This is a genomic window from Porphyromonas circumdentaria (assembly GCF_900167105.1).
In the GTDB taxonomy this organism is placed as follows: Bacteria; Bacteroidota; Bacteroidia; order Bacteroidales; family Porphyromonadaceae; genus Porphyromonas; species Porphyromonas circumdentaria.
In genome coordinates this window covers 1-23,142 of record NZ_FUXE01000007.1, presented here as the reverse complement: position 1 = coordinate 23,142, position 23,142 = coordinate 1, and the positions used below count along the sequence as shown (strand labels likewise).

Sequence of the window (23,142 nt, the reverse complement as noted above, 5' to 3'; positions counted from 1 at the left end):
CTTTTGCTGAAAATCAATACCTCTGCTGGAGTTTTCTCTATGCAGAGGTGTTTTTGTTTCTAAGTAATACTATGACGCTGTTCTATACAGTAGCCAATAAAAAACTCCCTCTGTTGGCCAAGACCTTCAGAGGGAGTACTCATCGTTAAAATATAGGATTATTTACCCTGTTCTTCCTTGAGTTGAGAGAAGAAGCCTTCGCAGTCGCACATTGTAGGGATAAGGTTACGGTCTCCAAATCCGTTGTCTACGCGTGCTACGTTGATCCAGAACTTATTTTCTTTCAGGAAGGGAAGAGCAAAAGCAGCTTTGCTACGTGGATAACTGTGCTTCCATTCGTCGGCAACTACTTCGTATTGTGGGTGAGGAGCATTCTTCAACACGTTGTCTACCTTGTCTGCTTTACCCTCCATGATCTCACGAGTTTCTTGGTAGATGCAATCCATGACATCGCAGAAGCGGTCAAGCTCTGCCTTGCTTTCGCTTTCGGTGGGCTCGATCATCAAAGTGCCATGTACGGGGAAAGATAGTGTGGGAGCATGATAGCCAAAGTCCATCAAGCGTTTTGCGATATCGCTTTCGTCCACTCCACACTCCTCTTTCACTTTACGACACTCGAGAATCAACTCATGACCTACACGGCCAGTTGCTCCTGTATAGAGTATACCGTAAGTATCCTTAAAGCGTGACGCCATGTAATTAGCGTTGAGAATAGCCATTGCAGTAGACTGGCGCAAACCCTCGAATCCGAGCAAACGGATGTAGCTATACGTGATGATTGCTACTCCCGCACTTCCGTAAGGAGCGGCAGCCACTTGGTTCTGCTCATCCTCGAAGCGGATAACGTGCTTAGGAAGGAAGGGGGTCAAGTGTTTCGCTACGCAGATAGGACCAACACCAGGGCCACCACCACCGTGAGGTATAGCGAACGTTTTATGTAAGTTTAAGTGACACACGTCAGCTCCGATAAATCCAGGGTTTGTATAGCCCACCTGTGCATTCATGTTGGCACCATCCATATACACCTGACCTCCACAGTCGTGGATGCGTTGGCATAGATCTACGATGTTTGTTTCAAAGATGCCATGGGTACTTGGGTAGGTAATCATCATCGCTGCAATCTGATCTTTATGTGCTTCGGTTTGAGCCATGAAGTCGTCCCAATCTACGTTACCGCGCTCATCGGTTTTGATGATAACGCACTTGTAACCGCATTGTACAGCACTTGCAGGGTTGGTTCCGTGAGCAGAAGCAGGAAGAATTACCACATCACGATGTCCCTGACCGATGCTTTCAAGGTAGGTGCGGATAGTACGCAACCCTGCATACTCGCCCGAAGCTCCAGAGTTAGGTTGGAGAGATGTAGCGTCAAAGCCCGTAATCTTAGCTAAGTAGTCGCTCAAATTATCCAACATTTCGAGGTAACCCTCCACTTGATCATCAGGTGCATAGGGGTGAATGTTGCAGAAGTTAGGGTTGCTCAAAGCGAAAAGTTCGCTCGCAGCGTTCAACTTCATCGTACAAGAGCCAAGAGAAATCATAGAGTGCGCCAAAGAAATATCCTTGCGTTCCAAGCGTTTGATATAACGCATCAACTCGGTTTCTGTGTGGTAGTCGTTGAAGACATCGTATTGGAGGAAGTCGCTGGTACGTACTTTCTTCTCAGATACGTATATCTTATCACTGCTCAAGCCTTCGAGAGAAGGAACTTCCTTACCTGCAGCTTCAGCAAAAATGTAACAGAGTACGCCGATGTCTGATGGGAGGGTGGTTTCGTCGAGGCTTATACCTATGCATCTGCCGCATGGGAAGTAGAAGAAGTTTACACCGCACTCAAGAGCGATTTCTTTAACGCGGTCGATAGAAACTCCCTCATGCATACGTACGTGGAGGGTATCGAAAAACTCTTGGTTTCTTTGATCGTAGCCCAGCTCTGCCAGTTTCTCATTCAAGAATCCTGTATAAGAGTGGATGCGGCGTGCTATCTGACGCAAACCTTCCGCTCCGTGATACACAGCGTAAAGACCACTCATTGTAGCGAGCAAAGCCTGTGCCGTACAGATGTTGGAAGTTGCTTTTTCACGCTTGATGTGTTGCTCACGAGTTTGGAGGGCAAGACGATAGGCAGGATGCCCATAAGCATCTTTGGACATACCGATGATACGCCCAGGGATTTCTCTCTTATATTCCATACGGCAAGAGAGGTATCCTGCCGAAGGACCCCCGAAGTACATGGGGATACCAAAGCGTTGAGAAGAACCGAATACCACATCTGCCCCCCATTCTCCTGGAGGTGTAAGAAGTACAAGGCTCATAAGATCTGCCGCTACAGCCACCATAGAACCGTTGGCCTTAGCCTTAGCCACAAACTCTTCGTAGTTGTGTACCGCCCCCTTCATATCGGGGTACTGAATCATCACTCCGAAGATGTCGGGAGTAAATTCCAACGTTTCATAGTCGCCCACTACGAGGTTCATCCCCTGAGGGATAGCACGTGTACGTATTACGGCCTGTGTACTCTTGAAGAGACGCTTGTCTACAAAAAGAGTTTTTGCACCCTCTTTTACCTGTGCACGTGTGCGCTCGTTGAAAAGAAGAAGAGCCGCTTCTGCCCCTGCCGTAGCTTCATCGAGTAGAGAACAGTTGGTCAGAGGCAAGCCTGTTAGCTCGGTAATTACGGTTTGGTAATTGAAAAGAGCTTCCAAACGTCCCTGTGAAATCTCTGCCTGATAGGGTGTATACGAAGTGTACCAGGCTGGGTTTTCCAACACATTGCGTTGGATCGGTGCAGGAGTTACCGTATCATACCAGCCCTGACCGATATAGGAAGTAAACGTTTTATTCTTGGAGCCAAGCTCGGCGATATGCTCTGCAAGCTCACGCTCTGTCATCGCCTCAGGAATATCTATAGGTTCTTTGAGAAAGATATTCTCTGGGTATACTTGGTGCATAAGTTCGTCAACGGAAGATACTCCTACTGCTTGGAGCATCTCGGGTAAATCCTTGTCGGAGATACCGATATGACGGGTGGAAAATTTAGTTGTGTCCATTTTTTTTATTGGATATAGGGATTATATTTATGAACTGAATCCATGTCGAAAGAGGGGCCATGCCCCGAATAGACTTTAGTCGTAAGGGGCAGCGGCAGAAGCTCCTCCTTAATACTCTTGATGAGCGTAGAGAAACTCCCCCCAGGTAGATCGGTACGCCCAATATCACCGCCTACAAAGAGTACGTCGCCTGCAAAGAGAGAGCCGTCTACAGGTTCGTAAAAAGCGATATGCCCAGGAGTGTGCCCTGGTACCAACAGTACTTTTAGCGTTGTTGCACCCAACTTAATTTCATCTCCCTCGTGTAAAGGGGCATAGGAGGGTTGAGGACGTACCTCTGTATTGGGAAACCCAAAGGCAAGTAATTGCTCTACCAGAGGAGGCATCTTTTGTATCTCGATGTCATGCGCCATAGGGGTCAGACCGTATTGCTCTGCCGCAAAGGCTGCTCCCCAGCAATGATCGAAGTGTAAATGAGTAAAGAGAAGAAGTCGAGGGGTTACTCCCAACTTTTGTATCGTCTGTACTAAACGTTGCTCTTCCGCCTCGTTCATACATCCGCAATCGATAATTGCTGCCTCTTTGGTTGCTTCGTCTACGAGTATATAGGTATTTTCTTCGACGTAATTAAAGGTAAGTTGATGAACAGAAGTCTGCATCTCTGATAGGTTTTTGTTATTGGGTTAAAGGGGCAGATAGACAACCTTTTTCTCTTTGAAATAAAGATCGGGGAGAAACGGGTAAAGCTCTTCTTCCATGGCCTTTTTGCCAAAAGAGGACAGTTCTCCCGCCAAATTACCTCCCTTAAGAGCAATAAAACCGTTGGGTAGAGCATTAAATTGCTCTTTGGATATGAGATGACGGCTCAACTTGACCAACTCTGCAAGAGGCATCGTGGCACGTGTTACTACAAAGTGACACTGCTCTTTGAGATTTTCTACGCGGGTATGATAGGTGGTGACATTAGACAACCCGATGGCGTTGGCAACGTTCTCTGCCACTTTTATTTTCTTACCTATGCTATCGACGAGCGTAAACTCTACCTCGGGTAGCATTATCGCCAGGGGGATGCCAGGGAACCCGCCTCCCGTACCCACGTCAATCACTTTTGTTTGGGGGGCAAACTTCAGTACCTTGAGTATCCCCAAGGAATGGAGTATATGGTGGAGATAAAGATGCTCTATATCCTTACGAGATATAACGTTTATCTTGCTGTTCCAGTCCGTATAGAGCTCCCAAAGAGCTTTCATTTGGCCTCTCTGCAGATCGGTTATATCGGTAAAGGTGGTACTGATAAGTGCCAGTTCTTCCTGTGGTGTCATATCGTATCGTCTCTATAGAGATCTCTTTTTCTTTAGGAGTAAAAGGCCTTTTGGGCTAAGTGTAGATGCTTTTGTCTACGCCATAAAAAGACTTTTTTTAAGCACACAAAAACGAAATAAGGCACGGCAAAAAAGCTATAACCTTATCCCCTTACTATGCGGATACAAATATACACCATTTTTGTATAGATATTCTCTATAAAGAAAGTGTCGAGAGTAGATAGAAATGAGAGCGAACCTGAATAGCAACAACAGCGTGGTGTAGATTCTGTTGCAAAGCCTCTTTAACTTGTTTATCGTATAGGAGAAAAAGAGTTTTGTTACCTCTATAAACTTATAATCTTACGGGGAATTCTTTATTTGCAATCTACAAATATATATATGCAACTTGAAAATATATATATTCAGATTAGAAATATATATATTCAATCTGAAAATAAAGAATTGTCTGGTGGAAAATAGGGTTTTTACTGGGTCTCGGAGAGTTTTTGCTCAAGAGCCTTTGAACTTCTCAATGAAAATGGAGAGAAGAAATATGCCTTATAGCCTCTTTTTTAGATCCTTTACAAAAGGAGGATAGAGTTTGAGGTAAAGAGTAGAAGGAGTAGGAAAAGCTCTTATAGTATCCTTACTCAGATCTCTTTTGATAAAAATATGGGTAGCCTTTTTACGGACTACCCATGCTTCATACTCCTCTACTGCGAGAGAGGATATATTGTGGAGAGTGTTAGAAACGGAAGCCTATACCCATTATGTAATTGAGGTTGTTCAATGTTACGGCAGAACTTTCCGTTGACATATTAAGTAATCCGCGCTCATATCCAAAAGTTGCGTAGTATCGGTCGTAATCCAAGGCTACCGATGCTCCTACACCCATATCGAATCTGGATATAGTGCCATCTTCCTGGAAGAGAGAGTTAGAGGTTTTTACCGAACCTACCTTTCGGGTAGCACTACCAAAAAGGCCAAAAGCTACATAGGGACCCACTTCTACCGATACGTTAAACTTATTGCCCAAGTCTATGCGATACCCTACATTGATGGGTACTTCCAGATAATGAATGCGGCTACTAAGTCTAACTGTCGTGGTGCCCAGAACACTGCTCTTGAACCCTTTCACGCTGTACGCCAAGCCTGGAGCCACATACACCCCTTTGCAATGGCAAACTCTGCGGCACCACCTACTCTAAAGGTGGGTAATGAACCCATGGTGGTACTACTGTTTTTGGAGAGCACCACAAAGTCTGAGATCATAAAGTTTACATCTGCTCTAAAAGAGGGTCCTTTCTGTGCCCAAGACAAAGCTACAGAAGAGAGCAACATCATTGTTACGAAAAATACTTTCTTCATAATTTAAACTTGTTTATAAATACACTTATATTCGATTAATATTAAAGGTCTATCTATTTTTTACTTTATGGTATCTCATTTGCAAATATATGTGTATTTCCAAAAGTTTACAAATGTGTTTTGATTTCGATGTTTATAACCAGCTTAGATCTCTTATGTACCAAGATTTTAGAGCGTCTATGTTGGATAAAAAATGATACTCTCCTCTGTGATCTCCCATGTATTATACTCCTTAGTATAGCCTTTGGGAGGGGGCTAACGCTCCTCTGGCATCTCGCCTTCGTAGGCTTGCAAATGTTCTGGTAGGAGAAAAAGAGTGAGCAATACTTGATACTTCATTGTCTCACAGAGTTACTACTTGCATATCTGAGAATAATACGTATATTTGCATTGCATCATTTACATACAGACCTATTAAGGTTTGTTCTTTTAAGAATATACCTTTTGGGGCTTTTTTGTGGTGTGTAAATTAAATAACCATTAAGTACAAGTATAATTATGATTGATTTTAGCAAGTATCCTGCAGAGCCATTTCGCATCAAAAGTGTAGAGCCAGTAGCGATGATTTCTCGCGAAGAGCGTCTCAAAGTAGCACAAGAAGCTGGGTATAATACCTTTTTGATTAACTCCAAGGACGTATATATTGACCTCCTTACCGATAGTGGTACAAATGCGATGAGCGATAGACAGTGGGGAGGTATGATGATTGGAGATGAGGCTTATGCGGGTAGCCGTAACTTCCACCACTTAGAGGAAGTGGTTCGCAAGCACTTCGGTTTCAAACATTTGGTGCCTACTCACCAAGGTCGTGGTGCAGAAAACTTGCTCAGCCAGATAGCTATTAAACCTGGTCAGTACGTACCTGGTAATATGTACTTTACGACTACTCGTTACCACCAAGAGCGTAATGGAGGTATTTTCGTTGACATCATTCGCGATGAAGCACACGACGCTACTTTAGATATTCCATTCAAGGGTAATATCGACTTGGCGAAACTCCAAAAGCTTATTGACGAGAAAGGTGCAGAAAACATCGCTTATGTTTGCCTTGCAGTTACAGTAAACTTGGCAGGAGGTCAGCCCGTGGCTATGGAAAATATGCGTGCTGTGCGCGAATTGACCCAAAAGCACGGCATCAAAGTATTCTATGATGCAACCCGTTGTGTAGAGAATGCTTACTTCATCAAAGAGCAGGAAGCAGGTTACGCAGATAAGACAATCAGCGAAATCGTACACGAAATGTTTAGCTATGCAGACGGTTGTACCATGAGTGGTAAGAAAGACTGTCTTGTAAACATCGGCGGTTTCTTGTGTATGAACGATGAGGAACTCTTCCAGAATGCTAAAGAACTCGTAGTTGTTTACGAGGGAATGCCTTCTTACGGAGGTCTTGCGGGGCGCGATATGGAAGCTATGGCAATAGGTTTAGAGGAGTCTATGCAGTATGAATATATCCGTCACCGTGTACTTCAGGTACGTTACCTCGGCGATCGTCTCAAGGCTGCAGGAGTTCCTATTATCGAACCCGTTGGAGGACACGCTGTATTCCTCGATGCACGTCGTTTCTGTCCACATCTTACACAGGAACAGTTCCCAGCTCAGAGCCTCGCTGCCAACCTTTATATCGAGAGCGGGGTACGTAGTATGGAGCGTGGTATTGTTTCAGCGGGTCGCGATATCAATACGGGAGAAAACCACAAACCCAAATTGGAAACTGTACGTTTGACTATTCCTCGTCGTGTGTACACCTACAAACATATGGACGTAGTGGCAGATGCAGTTATCGACCTCTATAAGAACAAAGAACAAATCAAGGGCTTGCGCTTCGTTTATGAGCCTAAACAGCTCCGCTTCTTTACAGCTCGCTTTGAAGAGATCTAAGAGAGAAGCCGTTGCATAGTTCACAAAAATATACCTCCTCTTTGTGAGGAGGGAATAACTGAAAAAGCCGAGCGACCTTTAGGGTTACTCGGCTTCTTTTTATTGATAGCGGTAAGAGGCATTATATCGGGAAGAGAGAAAGATATTTCCTATACACCAAGCATTGTGGTTCTACGAGATGTCGTTACAAGAGGGGGAATATGGGATCACTGTTAATATACAGGGACGAGGTACATACGTACAGGAACTTTCTTTTCTCCTTGTTCTCAATGCTTTGTGATAGTACTCCTTTATTGTTTTAGTCGGAGAGTTGTCCCGTTAGTCTGGGGAACAACCCTCCGAGGATAAAGTTTTTCGACTACTTTGTTACTTGTAAGAGGTGTGTCCCTTTTGCTGTTTGGAGCAGATACCACCCAGCAGGAACGGTTGCGAGATCTATGTGTACGCTATTTTGCTCTGCAAGCGTCTTCCACAGCGTAACGCCTTCGACAGTGAGAAGCTCCACTCGATCTCCACGTTCTACACCCGATACGATGATATACTCTTGTGCAGGATTGGGGTAAATTGCCGTCTTAAGAACGTCATATATAGGAGCGCAACCTGTAACTCCTCCGTATTCGCTTTCCTCATAGTCTGCATCAACTTTGGTTACCTTCCAGCGTTTTTCACGAGCTATCTCGACATCCGTCTCCATACAGATATTACTCTCGGGCATATCTGTTCCTTCATAGAAAACGGCAATGTAAGCCTGACGGTCGGGATCTTGGACAACAGGTAGCGATTGCATCATAGCGGTCATAGCCTCTCCTTTAATCTTATTGGCAAAAACGGTTACTCGATAGAGTTGATCAGAGACGAAAAGAAGCTTCGTGAGTTCGTTGGCATGTGCCTGAATGCTCTCTAAAAGAGGGTTCTTAGAGAGGTCTAATTCGGTCAAAGAACAGCCACTAACGGTCAATTCTTTCAAGAGAGGAGCATGGCTAAGGTCTATCTGACGGATGTCGTTATTAGATATATTGAGCTCTTGTAATAGAGGGGTTTTGCTCAAATCCAAGGAGCCAATTTTAGAAGTGCTACACTTAAGCACCTTTAGATTCTCGGCTTGAGAAAGGTCGAGTGTGAAGATGTTCGTTTGGGTAATATCCAGCTCTTTCAAATCTTTGTGTTGAGAAACATCTAGCTTTTTGAGCATGGGGTTGTTTGCACAGCGGATTGTAGTCAAATGCTTATTGCCCGAGATGTTTAAGTCGGTAATTTCACAGCCCGAAATATCTAAGTAAGCGACCTTACCCTTTATAGTAACCTGTTTTTTCTTTAGGATATATTCGTCGCGTTCGCTCTTACGTTGCCAGTATTCGGCCCCATCTACCAAAACGTCTGCATTATCCTTTCCTTCGATGCGCATGAAGATAGATGCGTTTTGGGCTATATTAGTATTGAAGGTAATTATATCGTCACTGTAGTTGGGGGCATAATCATAGCCTTTGTAGGGTTGGCGAGATTCATTAAATACACCCCAGTCTTTTTTTACAGCAGCGTTGACATGCGCTACGGAGCAGCGGTTGTTTTCTTCGAAAGTAACGGGGTTTTCATCAATTACAAAGAGCATCCCACGTTCATCGTTCTCAGATAAATCGGGTAAAGAGGCAATTAACTGAGCCATCTTCTCATCTTTAATCTGGTTACCAAATACCAAAAGAAAAGAGAGATTATCACAACCGGTTACATCCAATTCGGAAAGTTGTGCAGGAGCCACTGAGAAAACAGAAAGGAACTTAAGTCCCTTTACATTTACCTTATTGACTTTTGTAAAGGCTGCTGCTATTGTTTTCATATAGGGGTTATGAGAGAAGTCCAAAACCGCAAGATCTGGGTTTCTATTAGCATAGAACTCTTCGAGGGTTGGGCAGTGTGAAGCATCGAAAGAGACAATACCTGTTTCCTCGACATCTACGATACGAAGGGGAGTTTCTGCCAAACTTTTTACACGGATTTTTTGATTCAAAACTCGGTAAATGCGAGTGTCATGACTTCCTCCCTCGGGATCTGGAATGACACGCACGAACTCCAAACCCTCGATTTGATTATCGGGGACATCGGTTCCGAAGCGTACTTCTGCTCCGATAGCTTTGGTTAAAACGATATCTACATACGCCTCCTCGGGTGATTGTGCCTGAGAGGCAAGATTTTTTGTCGTATCGAAACGAGCGATTACGTTTCTCTTCTCTTGCTTCTTTTGCGTGGTTTGTTCCAGTTTCTCGGTAAGAGAACGACTCAAAGTCTTAAATAAATGGGCATTCTTGCGTGTTACGTTTCGAGGGATATCTTCTCTCTCAACAGCTGCACGACCCTCTACAAAGGTAGTATGAAACAGAGCAAAAAAGCTCAGTAGAAATACTCCAACGGTAAAAAATCTTCTCATCTTTTCATTCTAATTATACTATTACTTTTTATACCTATAAGGAGGGAATAGGCTTTCGTTATGGTTGCTCTACCTGAGAGAGCAAAGGGTGTCTCTCCTCTTTTTATGTTCTGATTTAAGGTCTCTCCCACTCTATTGAAGAAAAGAGAGGATAGAAACTTCGGCTTCGAAAGTACAAAAAGTATCTCTCCCATCAAACTTTCTCTCTTTGTGCTTGACTTTAGGAATATTTCTATCTGAGGGAGCAATGCTTAAAATACCATTTGACGAGAGAAAGAATACGAGTAAAGCGGAACTCCATAAATAAAAAAGACCAAGAGAGCCGCAGCTCCCGATGGTCTTCTCCACCTAAAAATCATGAAAGAGAGCGGAAAACGAGACTCGAACTCGCGACCCTAACCTTGGCAAGGTTATGCTCTACCAACTGAGCTATTTCCGCATAAAGAAGAGAATAGTCTTCCAATCCATCGCAAAGGTACTACTTTTTTCGAGTTGAACAATAACTCAATGTGGCTTTTTACACTCTTAAAATCAAAAAAAAGAGAGAAAGCCATAGCCCTCTCTCCTATAGAGTTTCTTTGGAGTATATCTCCCGCTCTCAACAACCCTATGCTTGCACGCATTGTAGGGAACATGGGCGAGAGTTTAAGAAAGCCCCAACCTCTTTTTCTTTTGCCTCAAAGGGATTTTTATTGCTCTCTTTTTACCTTCTACTCTTTGAACAAAAGTTCATTAGCCACTCTCTTACGAGTGCTCACATCTGTCAGAGCCTCTACCACTTCCAAAGCAAACGGCATTGCGGCAGCGGGTCCTTGACCTGTTATGATATGTCCATCTCGAACCACATATTGAGCGATAGCCTCTGCCCCTAACATCTTGGGTTCAAAAGAGGGATAACAAGTAGCCTTACGACCCTCTAAAAGGTGCATGGTGCCCAATACTACGGCTGGAGATGCACAAATAGCAGCAATGATTTTGCCCTCTTTGTTTTGCTCAATAAGCATAGTGCGGAGTGCCTCGCAAGCATATAGATTGTCTGCTCCAGGTAGACCTCCAGGGAGTACCATAGCATCTGTTCTTTCCCCTTGTATTTGGTCAATGGTCTTATCTGCTGTGTAGGGTACACCGTGCGCACCTGCCACAACGGGGGTAGAGTTAACAGAAACTGTCGTGGTAGCTATACCTGCACGACGCAAAACATCGATAGATGTAACAGCTTCAATCTCTTCAAAGCCTGTTGCTAAAAATACGAATGCTCTCTTTTCCATACAGTTTGTTTTCTAAAGGTTTATTTATTGAATGTCGAAGTGATAAGTAATAGTTCCTTCCTGATCGGCAGCTCCAGGCTGAGGATTGAATCTTGTAGCCTTTGCGGCACGTACCGCCGCCTGTAGTGTGGTAGGGTCAGTCACGTTTGTTCCCCTAAGTCGCTCAGAAGCCTCTATCACTCGTCCCTCATCATTTACCACGATACGCACTACTACAGTACCACGTGTGGGGCGGAAGCCTGTAGGTCGTGCTGGCATACCTCCATTGCCTGTGATGCTTCGTCCTGCAAGAGAGAAGCCCGAGCCGATACTTTTGCCCTGCGAAGCGTTGCCTTCTGCCCCATTATGCTCTTGCGATTTAGAACCTCCCTTGCCAAATGCTCCTACGACCTTGCGGTTGATTTCTTCGCGACGACGGCGTTCCTCTTCCTGTGCTTTCTTTGCCTCCCTCGCTTCCCTCTCGGCAGCTGTTTCTTGTGGTTGCTCTACGGGCTTGGGTTTCGGTGCTGGCATCGTTTGTTCGGGTTTGCTGTGAGAAACAAGAGGTGCCTCCTTTGCAGGAGTTGGAGGGGTAGGTTTTGTTGTTACAGGCGGAGCTACGGGCTCGGGAGCAGGGGAGGAAGCAACGGCAGCTGCGGCTACTTCTTGCGATGTCGACTCCTCTAAAACCCCTACTGGGATTAGTGTTATCTCCTTGGTATGTGAGACCACTCTGCTCGATAGCGTTATCCAAAAGAGCAATGCCACTCCCAAGATATGGAGCGTTAGGGTTATAACTAATGCTATTAAACGATCGCGCAACATGAATTAATCTTTCGCTTGTAGTGCTTTGGTGGCAAGTACCAGCTTCAAATCCAACTGTGCCGTGATGTTCAATATCTTTACGATCTCTCGATAAGGAACCTCTTCATCAGCGTAGAGAGCTACAAGCATATCGGGGGTTTGTTCCCTTGTCTGAATGAGTTGCTCTGCCAGTAAATCGATGGTAACTTCCTGCGGAGTTTGTGCAGAAGGGGTAACAATGTAGCAACGCCCCTCTGCCGTAAGCGTTAGACGCACCATGGGCATCTCGCTGGGAGCTGTAGATTGTGAAGAGGGTAGGTTGACTTTGATAGCATTGGGTACGACCAAAGTGCTCACCACCATAAAGAAGATTAACAAGAGGAATATAACATCGGTCATCGATGCCATACTGAATGCCTCATTAACCTTTGTTTTTCGTTTGAGTGCCATGCTTGTAACGCTGTTTATTGTTGTGGGGTATGCTCGGCCAACTCATTGAGCACATCCATAAACTCTATACTGCGTGCCTCGAGAAGGTTAACCGTTTTGTCGATGCGAGCCACTAAAAAGTTGTAGGCAAACAGTGCCACAATACCAACAATCAAACCTCCGACAGTGGTTACCAATGCTTCGTAAATCCCTCCCGAAAGGAGCGAAATGTCAATAGCAGTACCCGCATTGGCCATATCGAAGAAAGCTCTTACCATACCCGTTACAGTACCGAGAAAGCCAATCATAGGGGCACCAGCGGCAATGGTAGCTAACAAAGGCATTGACGTTTGGAGCTTGCCGACCTCAAGGTTACCTGCATTCTCTACAGCGACGGATATATCTGCCATGGGGCGTCCAAGTCGCATCAGTCCTTTATCTATCATACGAGCCTCGGGAGTATCTGTTGAGAGGCAAAGGTTATGAGCAGCATCTATTCTATGCGTGTTGATGTAGTCTTTTATGCGCTCCATAAAGGAAGAATTGGAGCGTAGAGCAGCGCGTACTTCCAAGAACTTTTTAACGAAAATGTAGATGGCTGCCAGCGAAAGTAGGCCTAAAACCACCATAATCCACCCGCCTTTGAGTGTCAGTTCCCAAACCGAAAGCGTGACAGGGCTCTCTGTAACTGTACCCACAGAGGTGAGTGCATCTTGCATTGTATCTGCCACAATGCCATCTAATTGTAATAATGGTAAGAATTTCATATTTCTGATTAAACGATTAGCTGTTGTCTATATCGACGGATCGTCTCTTCTAACCCGAGGTAAAGCGCGTCGGCAATGAGAGCATGCCCTATGGAAACCTCTGCCAGAGGTTGTACCTGCGAGGCAAAATAATGGAGGTTCTCTAAGTTCAGGTCATGCCCAGCGTTTACTTCCAGACCACAAGCCGAGGCGTGAAGGGCAGCCTGAGCAAAATCGGCTACGGCTTTCTCTCGTTCTCCTTGGGCAAAAGCCGCTGCATACGGCTCTGTATATAGCTCTACTCTATGGCATCCCGTCTCGGCAGCACGACTGATATTGTCGCAATCGGTACCTGTAAAAATAGAAGTGCGAATGCCCGCATCGTTGAAACGAGCTATCACATCTTTCAAAAAGGTAAAGTGTTCTTTTACATTCCACCCCGCGTTGGAGGTCAAAACATCGGGTGCATCGGGCACCAAGGTTACCTGTGCAGGCAGTACCTCCAAAACAAGCTCCGTAAAGGAGGGAACGGGATTGCCCTCTATATTAAACTCTGTGGCGATATGCTTACGTAGTTCCCGCACGTCGGAGTAGCGGATATGTCTCTCATCGGGTCGGGGATGAACTGTTATGCCTTGTGCCCCGAAGCGTTCGCAATCTAACGCAACCTGCAAGACATTAGGAATAGTACCCCCACGTGCATTGCGTAAAGTCGCCACCTTATTTATATTTACGCTAAGTCGTGTCATAACTTATCTACTTCAATCTGAGAGCAAATATAATGTTTTTATAGCAGGCTCTGCGAAAAAGGAGAGGGCAAGCGACCGAAAGAGCCGACAGAAACGAACTCCTAATTCAGGAACAAGTCGTTTTCTATTACTTTTTCAGAGACGTTTACTCCTGTTATGGGAGAGAGACTCTAATGGACTTTTTGCCATACTCTCAAGGAGATTTTAATCTGCGCTTCACTTCTGATACGCAAGAAGTTTCTCCCAACGTTTCAGATTCTCTAAAGGTTTTCATGGAGACATCTTGTTTTTATAGTTACCCCTGAGTGCTATACTAATGAGGTTCAGTACGAGAAGATGGTGCAGTATCCGCAGAGCTTCACTCTATTATACGCACAACTTGTAGTTATACGCGTTTGGAAAAACTCTTTTGCACACAAAGAAAAACCCCTTAAGATGTTTGTGAAAGTTTATATGCAATCTGAATATATATATTTTTAAGTTGAATATATATATACTAAGATTGAATATATGTATGTTTAGATTGCGTATAAAGTTTTGTTCCTATGTAAACCTCTTTTAGTTCATATCTTCGGCATTTTTGGGAAGAGAAGAAAGAGAGTTGAAGGGGGTAATCGCCTTTGGAGTAGAGGACGTAAATTTTACTTCGCTACATCAGCGCACTACTACGAATATAAACATCTCTCAAAAAGGTCTTGATGTATATATGGGGTTCAAGAAGAGGAGGTATAAAAAGGACGGGCTTAAGAGTTGATTGGGCACGTGTAAACGTTTGCTACGAAACACATCAATCTCATTACGTATCTCAACTCCGTGGCGATGCGTTTAATTCTTACCAAGAGGGTTGCTAAAAGAGATAGGCTTATAGAGCGCAGATTTTGCGAGAGTGTTCTATTTTTTCGATACTATACTTCGGGAGAGCTATTTACTCAAAAGGTACAAAGTCTTCGTCTCGGTCTTTTTCCTCTTGAGGCTCCACGTGTATGATGATGTGGGTTTGAGGCCCGAAGCAGAGACGTAGACGGTCTTCAAGTTCTTGGGTGACATCGTGTGCAGCTCTCACACTCATCGAACCTTTGACCCTTATATCTACCTCTATGGCATATCTTGTGCCGATGCGTCGAGTGTAGAGCTTATGGTAACTGAGTATAGCGGGCTCTTCGTCCAGTATGGCACAGATGTTCTTTTCTTCATACTCGGGAATGCTTTTTTCCAATAGTTCTTCCAGGGCAGGAACGAGTACGGTTACACCCGTATAGGATATAATCAAGCTGACAAAGCCTGCTGCGATGGGCTCTAAAATAGCCCATTGATCATCAAATAGCATCGCTGCAGCAACGCCGATAAGTACAGCCAAAGAGGTGAAAACGTCATTGCGATGATCGAATGCCTTAGCACGAAGACTGGAGCTTGAGAGTTGGTCGCTTTTCTTTTTGGTGTAGATAAAGAGGCTGAGCTTGAAAGCAATAGAAAAGAGGGCTATAACCAATGCTATGGAGTGAGGTAGAGTAATCACTTGTTGATGGTGAATAACGTCTTTCACGGTATTGATGGCATCGACAAGTAGCGATATTCCCAAAACGATCATCGCCATACCGATTATGGCAGAGGCTAAGGTCTCATACTTCCCATGTCCATACTTATGTCGTTTGTTAGAGGGGCGGCAAGAAAGCGGTACGAGTACTATGAGGACAATGTCTGTGATCAAATCGGAAAGAGAGTTGGCCGCATCTGCAATCAGAGCACTACTATTGCCCAATATACCGGCTACAAACTTCAAAATTGTAAGCAGTGTATTGGAGAGCAGACTGATGATACTGACCTTGAGAATCTTCTTTTTTCGAACTGAATGGGTAGGATTCATTTCTTTACGCTCAATGCAATAGTTGTTACCATATTATTTCTTGTAAATCCCCTCAACACCTATTGTAAAACAGAGTGTGAACGAGCTTCCCTCGACAGATTAAGAAACAGAGGGTGTGTCAGAGAAGATAGATAATAAGGAGGCTCGAAATACTCACAAGAACCCAGAGCGAGAGAGCCAGCAAAAAGGGTTTTACTCCTATGTTCTTTAGAGATTGAGGCGAAAGAGTAGCCCCGATGAAAAACATGGCCAATATCATCCCCTTGCGAGCGATACTACTAATCATTTTTCCTATTTCAGGATAGGAAGATAGTAGGTAGGTATTGATAAGTATGGCTATAACGAAGTAGAGAATGAACCAAGGAATGTTTACCTTACTGCCCTTTTCTTTGAATATAAAAGAGGATATAAAGGCTACGGGGATAATCCACAAAGCACGGGTTAGTTTAATCATTGTGGCTGTTTCGAGGGCTGCCTCTCCGTAAGTTGCTCCAGCACCCACTACGCTACTGGTATCGTGAATAGCGATGGCTGCCCATGTACCGAAGTCGTGTTGCCCGAGCGATAGGTAAGAACCAATGGAGGGGAAGATAAAAAGTGCCACAGCATTGAGTATGAATACCGAGCCCAAAGCGACAGACATAGACTCTTCGTTGGCCTTTATGCTGGGACCAACGGCCGCAATAGCACTACCGCCACAGATGGCAGTGCCCGAGGAAATCAGGTAAGATGTTTTTCTGTCTACCCCGAGCCACTTTACCCCAATAAACATTCCCACCACAAGCGTTAAGGCTACTGATAGAATGGTAAAGCTCATGCCTCCAATACCCGAGGAGAGTGACTCCTGCAAGTTCATGCCAAACCCTAAGCCGATGATAGACCATTGTAGCAGTTTCTTGGAGGCTTTGTTGTTGAACTTCTTGTAGGGAGTACCCAACAAAGAAGCAAATAGAAGCCCTATAAGTAGCACTATAGGTGCTTTTACCCAGCTATAAAGATAGGAGGGGAGAGGAGTATAACTTGCTAATAATAAGATGATAAGAAGAACTATAACGCCTCCGTACAGGGGACGACTATATTGTTGGGTATACCTTTTCATAAGCACTATCTATCCCTTTTTCGATGCAAATATCATTATTTTACATCGAACTTCATCAAGGTAGTGAAGAAAATAAACGCTCTGAGGTTCGTAGAAACGAAGCTTACTATGCGAATTTGCTGTACTACCTCCATACATAATAAGGAGATAATCTTCTGAAAGGAGTAGAGTAAAAAGAGAGTTAGAGTCGAGCTTGCTGTTTCTTAAGCTCAATAGAAAATATCGCTGTGTAGCGAATAAACGTGTCGAAGAGTACTATTTTGGGAGAAACATACCCTCGTATATGGCGTATGCCCTGCTCGGAAAGATGGTAGAGATGTTTGATATTTTGTGGCGTGACGCATACTTTTATGCGGTTAAGTAGGCGTTGCTCGTCCGATGAAAGTAGGGCAATACTCCCAGGAATTAAACTCTCTCGCATAAGGGTACGAAAGCACTCCTCGAAATACTCAAGCATATTGATCGCTACCGCTCTTCCCTCTTTGTGCAACTGTTCGCTAAGGGTGCGAAATACGATAATCTCTTTATTGAGCATTGCATTGGTAAGCATATCAAAGTAGGTGATGTACTTTTTTTCGGCATTCTTGTTTTCGAGCAGTCTCTTGGCTTTCAATACAAGTCCTTGCGAGCGTTGCACAATCGTATCAATAGTATTGCTTGCTGTATTGGACGGGGCGATGCGAGCGATTGCTTCTCGCATTTCTGCGTGAGAGAGAGGAGCCATTTCGATGGTTTGCATACGACTCTGCACGGTTTCTAACAGAAGGTCGGGGCGGAAAGAGACAGAGATAAAAAGAGTACGTTCGGGTGGTTCCTCCATCGTTTTTAAGAGCTTATTACTCGCCTCTTCATTCATTTTGTCGGGTTGGTAGATGATGATGCAGCGGTAAGAAGCGTAGCCAATGGTTAGTTGTAGCTTTTGTTCAAGAGCATAAGCATCTTTGCTATAGATAATAGGTTGCTTGTTCTCGGGGTTTAGAGCTTGTAGCCACTCCTCGCTTCCCCAGTAGGCTCCATGCTTTAGTACCATATCTCGCCACTGAGGCAGGTAGTTGTCTGATGGATTTTCTACATCGGCAGAGTCGATAACAGGGAATATGAAGTGTACATCGGGGTGTTCCAGTTGAGATATCATCTTGCATTGTGCGCAAGTACCACATGAGTCGCCATCTTGTGGATTAAGGCAGTTGAGGTACTGCACCCAAGCCAGAGCCATTGCAATGCCTGGCATACCATCCTGAATCTCTAAAAGAATATTGTGTGGTATCTTGCGAGAGTGCGTCATCGAGCGTAGATGCTCTTTCAGATTTTCATAGCCATCTATATCTCTAAACTGCATACCCCTTTTCGACTTTGTTTGCTCTTCTATCGATTTTTCCTATACGAAGATACAACTCTCTTTGATGATAGAGGTAAAAAGCTCTCAAGAAAGTACTAACTTCGCACTCAAGAAGAAAACTTTTCTCAAGTAAGTTTTCCTCTCTGTAAAAGAAGCTATTTAATAGATGAACATTCACTAAATCAAATAAAAAACATGGCTAATCTAACGAAGATTGTAGAGTGTGTGCCCAATTTCAGCGAAGGGCGAGACAAACAAAAAATAGAGAAAATCGTAAATCCCTTCCGTACTCGTAGCGGAGTGAAGCTGCTTAACTACAGCAATGACGAGGACCACAACCGCCTTGTAGTAACCGTAGTGGGAGAACCCGAACCTCTAAAGGAAGCTCTTCTCGAAGCAATTGGAGTGGCTGTTGAGGTAATTGACATGACAAAGCATTCGGGACAACACCCTCGTATGGGGGCGGTAGATGTAGTTCCTTTCATCCCCATTCGCAATATGGAAATGGAAGAAACTATTGAGCTCTCTCGTGAAGTAGCGCAAATCATAGGAGAAAAGTACGGTATACCTGTGTTCCTTTATGAAAAATCGGCTACAGCTCCTCACCGTGAGAACTTAGCTAAAATCCGTAAGGGAGAGTTCGAGGGTATGGCAGAGAAGGTACACGAGGCTGAGTGGAAGCCAGACTTCGGCCCCGCAGATCGCCACGCAACTGCTGGGTGTGTTGCTGTGGGAGCTCGTATGCCTTTGGTGGCTTACAATGTTAACCTTAACACAAGCGACGTTGCTATTGCCGATGCGATTGCTAAAAAGGTGCGTCATCTCGGGGGTGGACTTCGTTTCTGTAAGGCAATGGGTGTAGAGCTTACCGATCGTAAGGTCGCTCAAGTATCTATGAACCTCACAGACTATACCAAAACAGCTGTGTATCGTGCTCATGAAATGGTACGTATGGAGGCAAAACGCTATGGCGTGGAAATCATCGGTAGTGAGGTAATCGGCCTTCTTCCTATGGCTGCTTTGATTGACTGTGCGGAGTACTATTTAGGGATAGAGAACTTCTCTCACGATCAAATTCTTGAACTAAGGATGATGGAGTAACAAACTTCGTTGTAGCTTAGATGCTATTAATTAAATAAAGAGGGGTGGAGAAAAGTCTCTGTATGTTTGGTTGCTTCGCCCCTCTTTAGTCGATAATTCTAAAAATCTGATGTTATGAACCTCTATGTAAAGAATATAGGTCAGCTCGTTACTTGTAAGGGCCAAAAGGCAAAGCACGGATCTCAAGCCATGCGAGATCTGTCTGTTGTAGAAGGTCCTGCTGCTGTAGTAATTCGAGACGGTATTATTCGTTTTGCAGGACCTGCTAAAGATTTGGATCTTGCTCTTACCCAAGGGTGCGATGTGTGCGATGCCGAAGGCAATGCCGTATTACCTGGATTTGTCGATAGCCATACCCACGTGGTTTTTGGGGGCTATAGAGAAGATGAGTTTCAATGGCGTTTAGCAGGAGACAGCTATATGAGCATTATGGAACGGGGGGGAGGTATTGCCAATACGATGCGTGCTACCCGCACTACTCCCATCGAAGAGTTGGAGCGTGCTGCTCGTGCCCATTTAGACGCTATGTTATCCATGGGGGTAACTACTGCCGACGCAAAGAGTGGATATGGTATGGATTTAGATACCGAGCTCAAGCAGTTAGAGGTTGTACAGCGTCTGCAAAAATCACATCCTGTAGAACTGTTTAGCACCTTTATGGGAGCACATGATACGCCCGATGAATATAAGGGACGTACGACGGAGTATATCGATTTCATCATTCGTGAGGTGCTCCCCGTAGTTCGTGAGCGTAACCTTGCTGAGTGTTGCGATATATTTACCGAAAAAGGGGTCTTTGACCATGCTCAGACATGCCAGTTGTTGAATGCAGCACGGGATATGGGTTTCAAACTTAAGATGCACGCTGATGAGATCGTACCCTTTGGAGGGGCAGAGTTGGCGGCAGAGTTGGGGTGTCTTTCTGCAGACCATTTGCTGCAAATCTCTGAAGAAGGGATTAAAGCTCTTGCAAACTCCGATACAGTAGCCACCTTGTTACCTTGTACAGCATTCAGCCTTAAGGCCGATTATGCACCAGCCCGTAAGATGATAGATAGCGGTTGTGCAGTGGCTGTAGCGAGCGATTTGAATCCAGGGAGTTGCTTCAGTTCCTCTGTTCCTCTCATGTTTGCCCTCTCAACCATATATATGGGTATGACTGTTGAGGAAGCGGTAACGGCACTAACCATCAACGGTGCTGCCGCTATAGATAGAGCTGATCGTATAGGAAGTATCGAAGAGGGCAAGCAGGGCGATTTAGTCATTTTGCGCTTCCCTTCCTACAAATTCTTGTCTTATCACTTTGGCGTTAACCTTGTACGCTCTACCATCAAGAAGGGCGTTGTATACACAAATCATATCAATTAAGAAATAAACGATAGTTATGCTAACAGAATTAACCGTAAAAGGTCTTTTGGCTGAAACAGCTGGTGAGGCTCCTGTGCCTGGTGGTGGTAGTATTTCTGCCCTTAATGGAGCAATTGCCGCAGCACTTACAGAAATGGTTGCCAACCTAACCGTTGGTAAAAAGAAATATGCAGAAGTGGAGGAAGAGATGAAAGCTATTGCAGCCGAGGTCGCTCCTATACAAAAAGAATTGGTACTCGATGTTGATAGAGACAGTCAGGCTTATGACGGAGTAGCTCAAGCTTTCAAACTTCCTAAAGAAACAGATGAAGAGAAAGCTGCTCGCTCTGCTGCAATACAAGAAAATACCAAGAAGGCAGCACTTGTCCCTATGGAAGTGGCTCGTCGCACCTCTACACTTCTTCCTCGCATAGAGGCAGTGGTAGCTCGTGGTAATCAGAATGCTGTTACCGATGGTTGCGTGGCTATGATGTGTGCGCGTGTAGCAATTGTTGGAGCTCTTTTTAATGTGCGCATCAATTTGACTTCGCTCAAAGATGAGGCTTTTGTTGCCGAAATGAGAGCCGAAGCAGACCGCTTGGAAGCCGATGTTATGGCTCGTGAGGCTAAAATAATAGAGTACACCAAAAAAGCGTGTGAATAATTTATGGCAGGCCATACGTTTTTTGTGGGTTCTGCTCCGCTAACTCTTGAGTTTTGTGCCCAATACTTAGAGGAGCGTTTTCCCTTGGCTCTTAGCGAAGAGGCTAAAGCTCGCATACAGCATTGTCGAGACTATCTCGATAATAAGATAAAGGAAAGTGATAAACCTATATATGGTGTGACAACGGGCTTTGGTTCTTTGTGTAACCGCACTATATCTCCCGAGCAACTGACCACGTTACAAGAGAATTTGGTAAAAAGCCATGCTTGCAGTTGCGGTACAGAAATTCACCCCGACATTGTGCGTCTTATGTTGCTTTTGAAAGCACATGCCTTGCAGTTGGGGCATAGTGGAGTACAGGTTATTACCGTAGAGCGTATTCTTGATATGCTTAACCATGATGTCCTCCCTATTGTCTATGATCGTGGTTCGTTGGGAGCTTCGGGTGATTTGGCTCCGTTGTCTAATCTTTTTCTCCCTTTGATTGGAGAGGGTGAGGTGCGTTATAAGGGTGAGAAGCGCGATGCAAAAGAGGTTTATACAGAGTTAGGGTTAAGCAAAGTAACCCTTAAGAGCAAAGAGGGATTAGCACTTCTTAACGGTACTCAGTTTATGAGTTCGCATGGAGTTTATGCACTTATTAAGGCACGCCGTTTGGCTAATCTTGCCGATAATTGTGCGGCACTCTCTCTGGAGGCTTTTGACGGACTTGATGCTCCTTTTTCAGATGCGTTGCATATTATACGTCCACATAAGGGACAGCTTACAGTGGCTCGACACTTGAGAGCTTTATTGGAGGGTAGTGAACTTATTCACCGCCCCAAAAAGCAGGTACAAGATCCCTACAGTTTTCGTTGTGTACCTCAGGTGCATGGAGCATCTCGCGATGCGATCGATTATGTAGAGAGTGTGATAGTAACAGAGATTAATTCCGTTACTGATAACCCTACTGTTTTCCCCGATGAAGATAGCGTTGTTTCTGGCGGTAACTTCCACGGACAACCTTTGGCGATTGTGTACGATTTCTTGGCGATTGCCTTGGCAGAGTTAGGAAACATCTCTGAGCGTCGTGTAGCTCAATTAATTTTGGGCTTGCGTGATTTACCCGAGTTTCTCGTGGCAAATCCAGGGTTGAACTCTGGCTTCATGATTCCTCAGTACGCAGCAGCAGCCATGGTAAGCAAGAACAAAATGTATTGCTACTCAGCAGCATCGGACAGTATTGTTTCCAGCAATGGACAGGAAGACCACGTCTCTATGGGAGCCAATGCGGCTACAAAGCTTTTGCCTATCATAGACAACTTGGAGCACATCTTTGCTATCGAGTTGATGAACGCAGCACAGGCACTCGAATTTCGTCGCCCAGCTAAGAGTTCTCCTACAATTGAAGCGATGATGAGCGCATTCCGTAGTGTTGTACCTCGTGTCGAGGAAGATGTGGTAATGTACAAGCAAATCCAAGATGCAACGGAGTTTGTACGTTCATATGACTTCCAATAATCTTTAGAGATAGACTCCTTAATTATAAGTTCTCTCCCGTACTCGTAAAAGAGATATGGGAGGGAATTTTTCTTTTAATGTGTCAAGTTTGTGTCAAAGAATCTCTCTGAGTTTTTTCAGGGCAACCGCATCAAATCTTTAGCAGCTTTTTGAGATAGTCTATATTTAAAGCAGCCTTAAACAACCTTTTCCGTAGGGAAAGTTTGTCTTTATACTGAGAAACAATGG

19 protein-coding genes and 1 tRNA gene are annotated in these 23,142 nt (G+C 44.6%); 5 read left to right on the top strand and 15 right to left on the bottom strand.

Annotation, left to right across the window (positions count from 1 at the left end; all coding sequences use genetic code 11):
• Positions 1 to 158 precede the first annotated feature (158 nt).
• The 5 genes from gcvP to B5D06_RS04105 all read right to left on the bottom strand — a co-directional run bounded on the left by gcvP (position 159) and on the right by B5D06_RS04105 (position 5,722).
• On the bottom strand, positions 159 to 3,050 hold the full coding sequence (gene gcvP, locus B5D06_RS04125; protein WP_078736757.1) for an aminomethyl-transferring glycine dehydrogenase: 2,892 nt from the start codon (positions 3,048 to 3,050) through the stop codon (positions 159 to 161).
• A 5-nt stretch (positions 3,051 to 3,055) separates the two neighbouring features.
• Positions 3,056 to 3,709 (bottom strand): MBL fold metallo-hydrolase, encoded by a 654-nt coding sequence (locus B5D06_RS04120; protein ID WP_078736756.1) that lies wholly within the window; start codon positions 3,707 to 3,709, stop codon positions 3,056 to 3,058.
• A gap of 24 nt (positions 3,710 to 3,733) precedes the next feature.
• A complete protein-coding gene (rsmG, locus tag B5D06_RS04115; RefSeq protein WP_143742607.1) occupies positions 3,734 to 4,372 on the bottom strand; it encodes a 16S rRNA (guanine(527)-N(7))-methyltransferase RsmG in 639 nt (212 codons plus the stop codon).
• A gap of 727 nt (positions 4,373 to 5,099) precedes the next feature.
• Complete coding sequence (locus B5D06_RS04110; RefSeq protein ID WP_159442689.1) at positions 5,100 to 5,492, bottom strand: outer membrane beta-barrel protein; 393 nt, start codon at positions 5,490 to 5,492, stop codon at positions 5,100 to 5,102.
• Positions 5,489 to 5,722: a hypothetical protein gene (locus tag B5D06_RS04105; protein ID WP_078736754.1), complete on the bottom strand. Its 234-nt coding sequence runs from the start codon at positions 5,720 to 5,722 to the stop codon at positions 5,489 to 5,491. Before B5D06_RS04105 ends, B5D06_RS04110 begins: the two co-directional genes overlap by 4 nt.
• Before the next feature lie 498 nt (positions 5,723 to 6,220).
• Between B5D06_RS04105 and B5D06_RS04100 the strand changes: the two genes are divergently transcribed.
• On the top strand, positions 6,221 to 7,603 hold the full coding sequence (locus B5D06_RS04100; protein ID WP_200804982.1) for a tyrosine phenol-lyase: 1,383 nt from the start codon (positions 6,221 to 6,223) through the stop codon (positions 7,601 to 7,603).
• Between the two features lie 358 nt (positions 7,604 to 7,961).
• Here B5D06_RS04100 and B5D06_RS04095 read toward each other — a convergent pair whose 3' ends face one another.
• The 10 genes from B5D06_RS04095 to B5D06_RS04040 all read right to left on the bottom strand — a co-directional run bounded on the left by B5D06_RS04095 (position 7,962) and on the right by B5D06_RS04040 (position 18,302).
• Positions 7,962 to 10,025, bottom strand: coding sequence for a T9SS type A sorting domain-containing protein (locus tag B5D06_RS04095; protein ID WP_078736753.1), 2,064 nt, complete (start codon positions 10,023 to 10,025; stop codon positions 7,962 to 7,964).
• 366 nt (positions 10,026 to 10,391) lie between these two features.
• Positions 10,392 to 10,464, bottom strand: a tRNA-Gly gene (locus B5D06_RS04085).
• A gap of 271 nt (positions 10,465 to 10,735) precedes the next feature.
• Positions 10,736 to 11,293, bottom strand: a complete 558-nt coding sequence (locus tag B5D06_RS04075; protein ID WP_078736750.1) for a DJ-1 family glyoxalase III — start codon at positions 11,291 to 11,293, stop codon at positions 10,736 to 10,738.
• Between the two features lie 24 nt (positions 11,294 to 11,317).
• Entirely contained in the window at positions 11,318 to 12,097 is a 780-nt protein-coding gene (locus B5D06_RS04070; RefSeq protein ID WP_078736749.1) for an energy transducer TonB family protein, read from the bottom strand.
• Between the two features lie 3 nt (positions 12,098 to 12,100).
• Entirely contained in the window at positions 12,101 to 12,526 is a 426-nt protein-coding gene (locus B5D06_RS04065; protein ID WP_078736748.1) for an ExbD/TolR family protein, read from the bottom strand.
• A 14-nt stretch (positions 12,527 to 12,540) separates the two neighbouring features.
• A complete protein-coding gene (locus B5D06_RS04060) occupies positions 12,541 to 13,272 on the bottom strand; it encodes a MotA/TolQ/ExbB proton channel family protein (protein WP_078736747.1) in 732 nt (243 codons plus the stop codon).
• A gap of 8 nt (positions 13,273 to 13,280) precedes the next feature.
• Positions 13,281 to 14,000 carry a pyridoxine 5'-phosphate synthase gene (locus B5D06_RS04055; protein WP_078736746.1) on the bottom strand — a complete coding sequence of 240 codons (720 nt, stop codon included), beginning with the start codon at positions 13,998 to 14,000 and terminating at the stop codon, positions 13,281 to 13,283.
• A gap of 925 nt (positions 14,001 to 14,925) precedes the next feature.
• On the bottom strand, positions 14,926 to 15,864 hold the full coding sequence (locus B5D06_RS04050) for a cation diffusion facilitator family transporter (RefSeq protein ID WP_078736745.1): 939 nt from the start codon (positions 15,862 to 15,864) through the stop codon (positions 14,926 to 14,928).
• A 118-nt stretch (positions 15,865 to 15,982) separates the two neighbouring features.
• Positions 15,983 to 16,963 carry a YeiH family protein gene (locus B5D06_RS04045; RefSeq protein ID WP_078736744.1) on the bottom strand — a complete coding sequence of 327 codons (981 nt, stop codon included), beginning with the start codon at positions 16,961 to 16,963 and terminating at the stop codon, positions 15,983 to 15,985.
• 181 nt (positions 16,964 to 17,144) lie between these two features.
• Positions 17,145 to 18,302, bottom strand: a complete 1,158-nt coding sequence (locus tag B5D06_RS04040) for a DNA polymerase III subunit (protein WP_078736743.1) — start codon at positions 18,300 to 18,302, stop codon at positions 17,145 to 17,147.
• A gap of 195 nt (positions 18,303 to 18,497) precedes the next feature.
• Here B5D06_RS04040 and ftcD point away from each other — a divergent pair, with 195 nt between their 5' ends.
• From ftcD to hutH, 4 genes are all read left to right on the top strand, one after another.
• The gene (gene ftcD / locus B5D06_RS04035; RefSeq protein WP_078736742.1) at positions 18,498 to 19,403 is read left to right on the top strand and encodes a glutamate formimidoyltransferase; all 906 of its coding nucleotides are present in this window, start codon (positions 18,498 to 18,500) and stop codon (positions 19,401 to 19,403) included.
• Between the two features lie 114 nt (positions 19,404 to 19,517).
• Positions 19,518 to 20,771, top strand: a complete 1,254-nt coding sequence (gene hutI / locus B5D06_RS04030; RefSeq protein ID WP_078736741.1) for an imidazolonepropionase — start codon at positions 19,518 to 19,520, stop codon at positions 20,769 to 20,771.
• Positions 20,772 to 20,787: 16 nt separating this feature from the next.
• The gene (locus B5D06_RS04025) at positions 20,788 to 21,414 is read left to right on the top strand and encodes a cyclodeaminase/cyclohydrolase family protein (protein WP_078736740.1); all 627 of its coding nucleotides are present in this window, start codon (positions 20,788 to 20,790) and stop codon (positions 21,412 to 21,414) included.
• 3 nt (positions 21,415 to 21,417) lie between these two features.
• Positions 21,418 to 22,914 (top strand): histidine ammonia-lyase, encoded by a 1,497-nt coding sequence (gene hutH, locus B5D06_RS04020; protein ID WP_078736739.1) that lies wholly within the window; start codon positions 21,418 to 21,420, stop codon positions 22,912 to 22,914.
• The last annotated feature ends 228 nt before the right edge of the window (positions 22,915 to 23,142 follow it).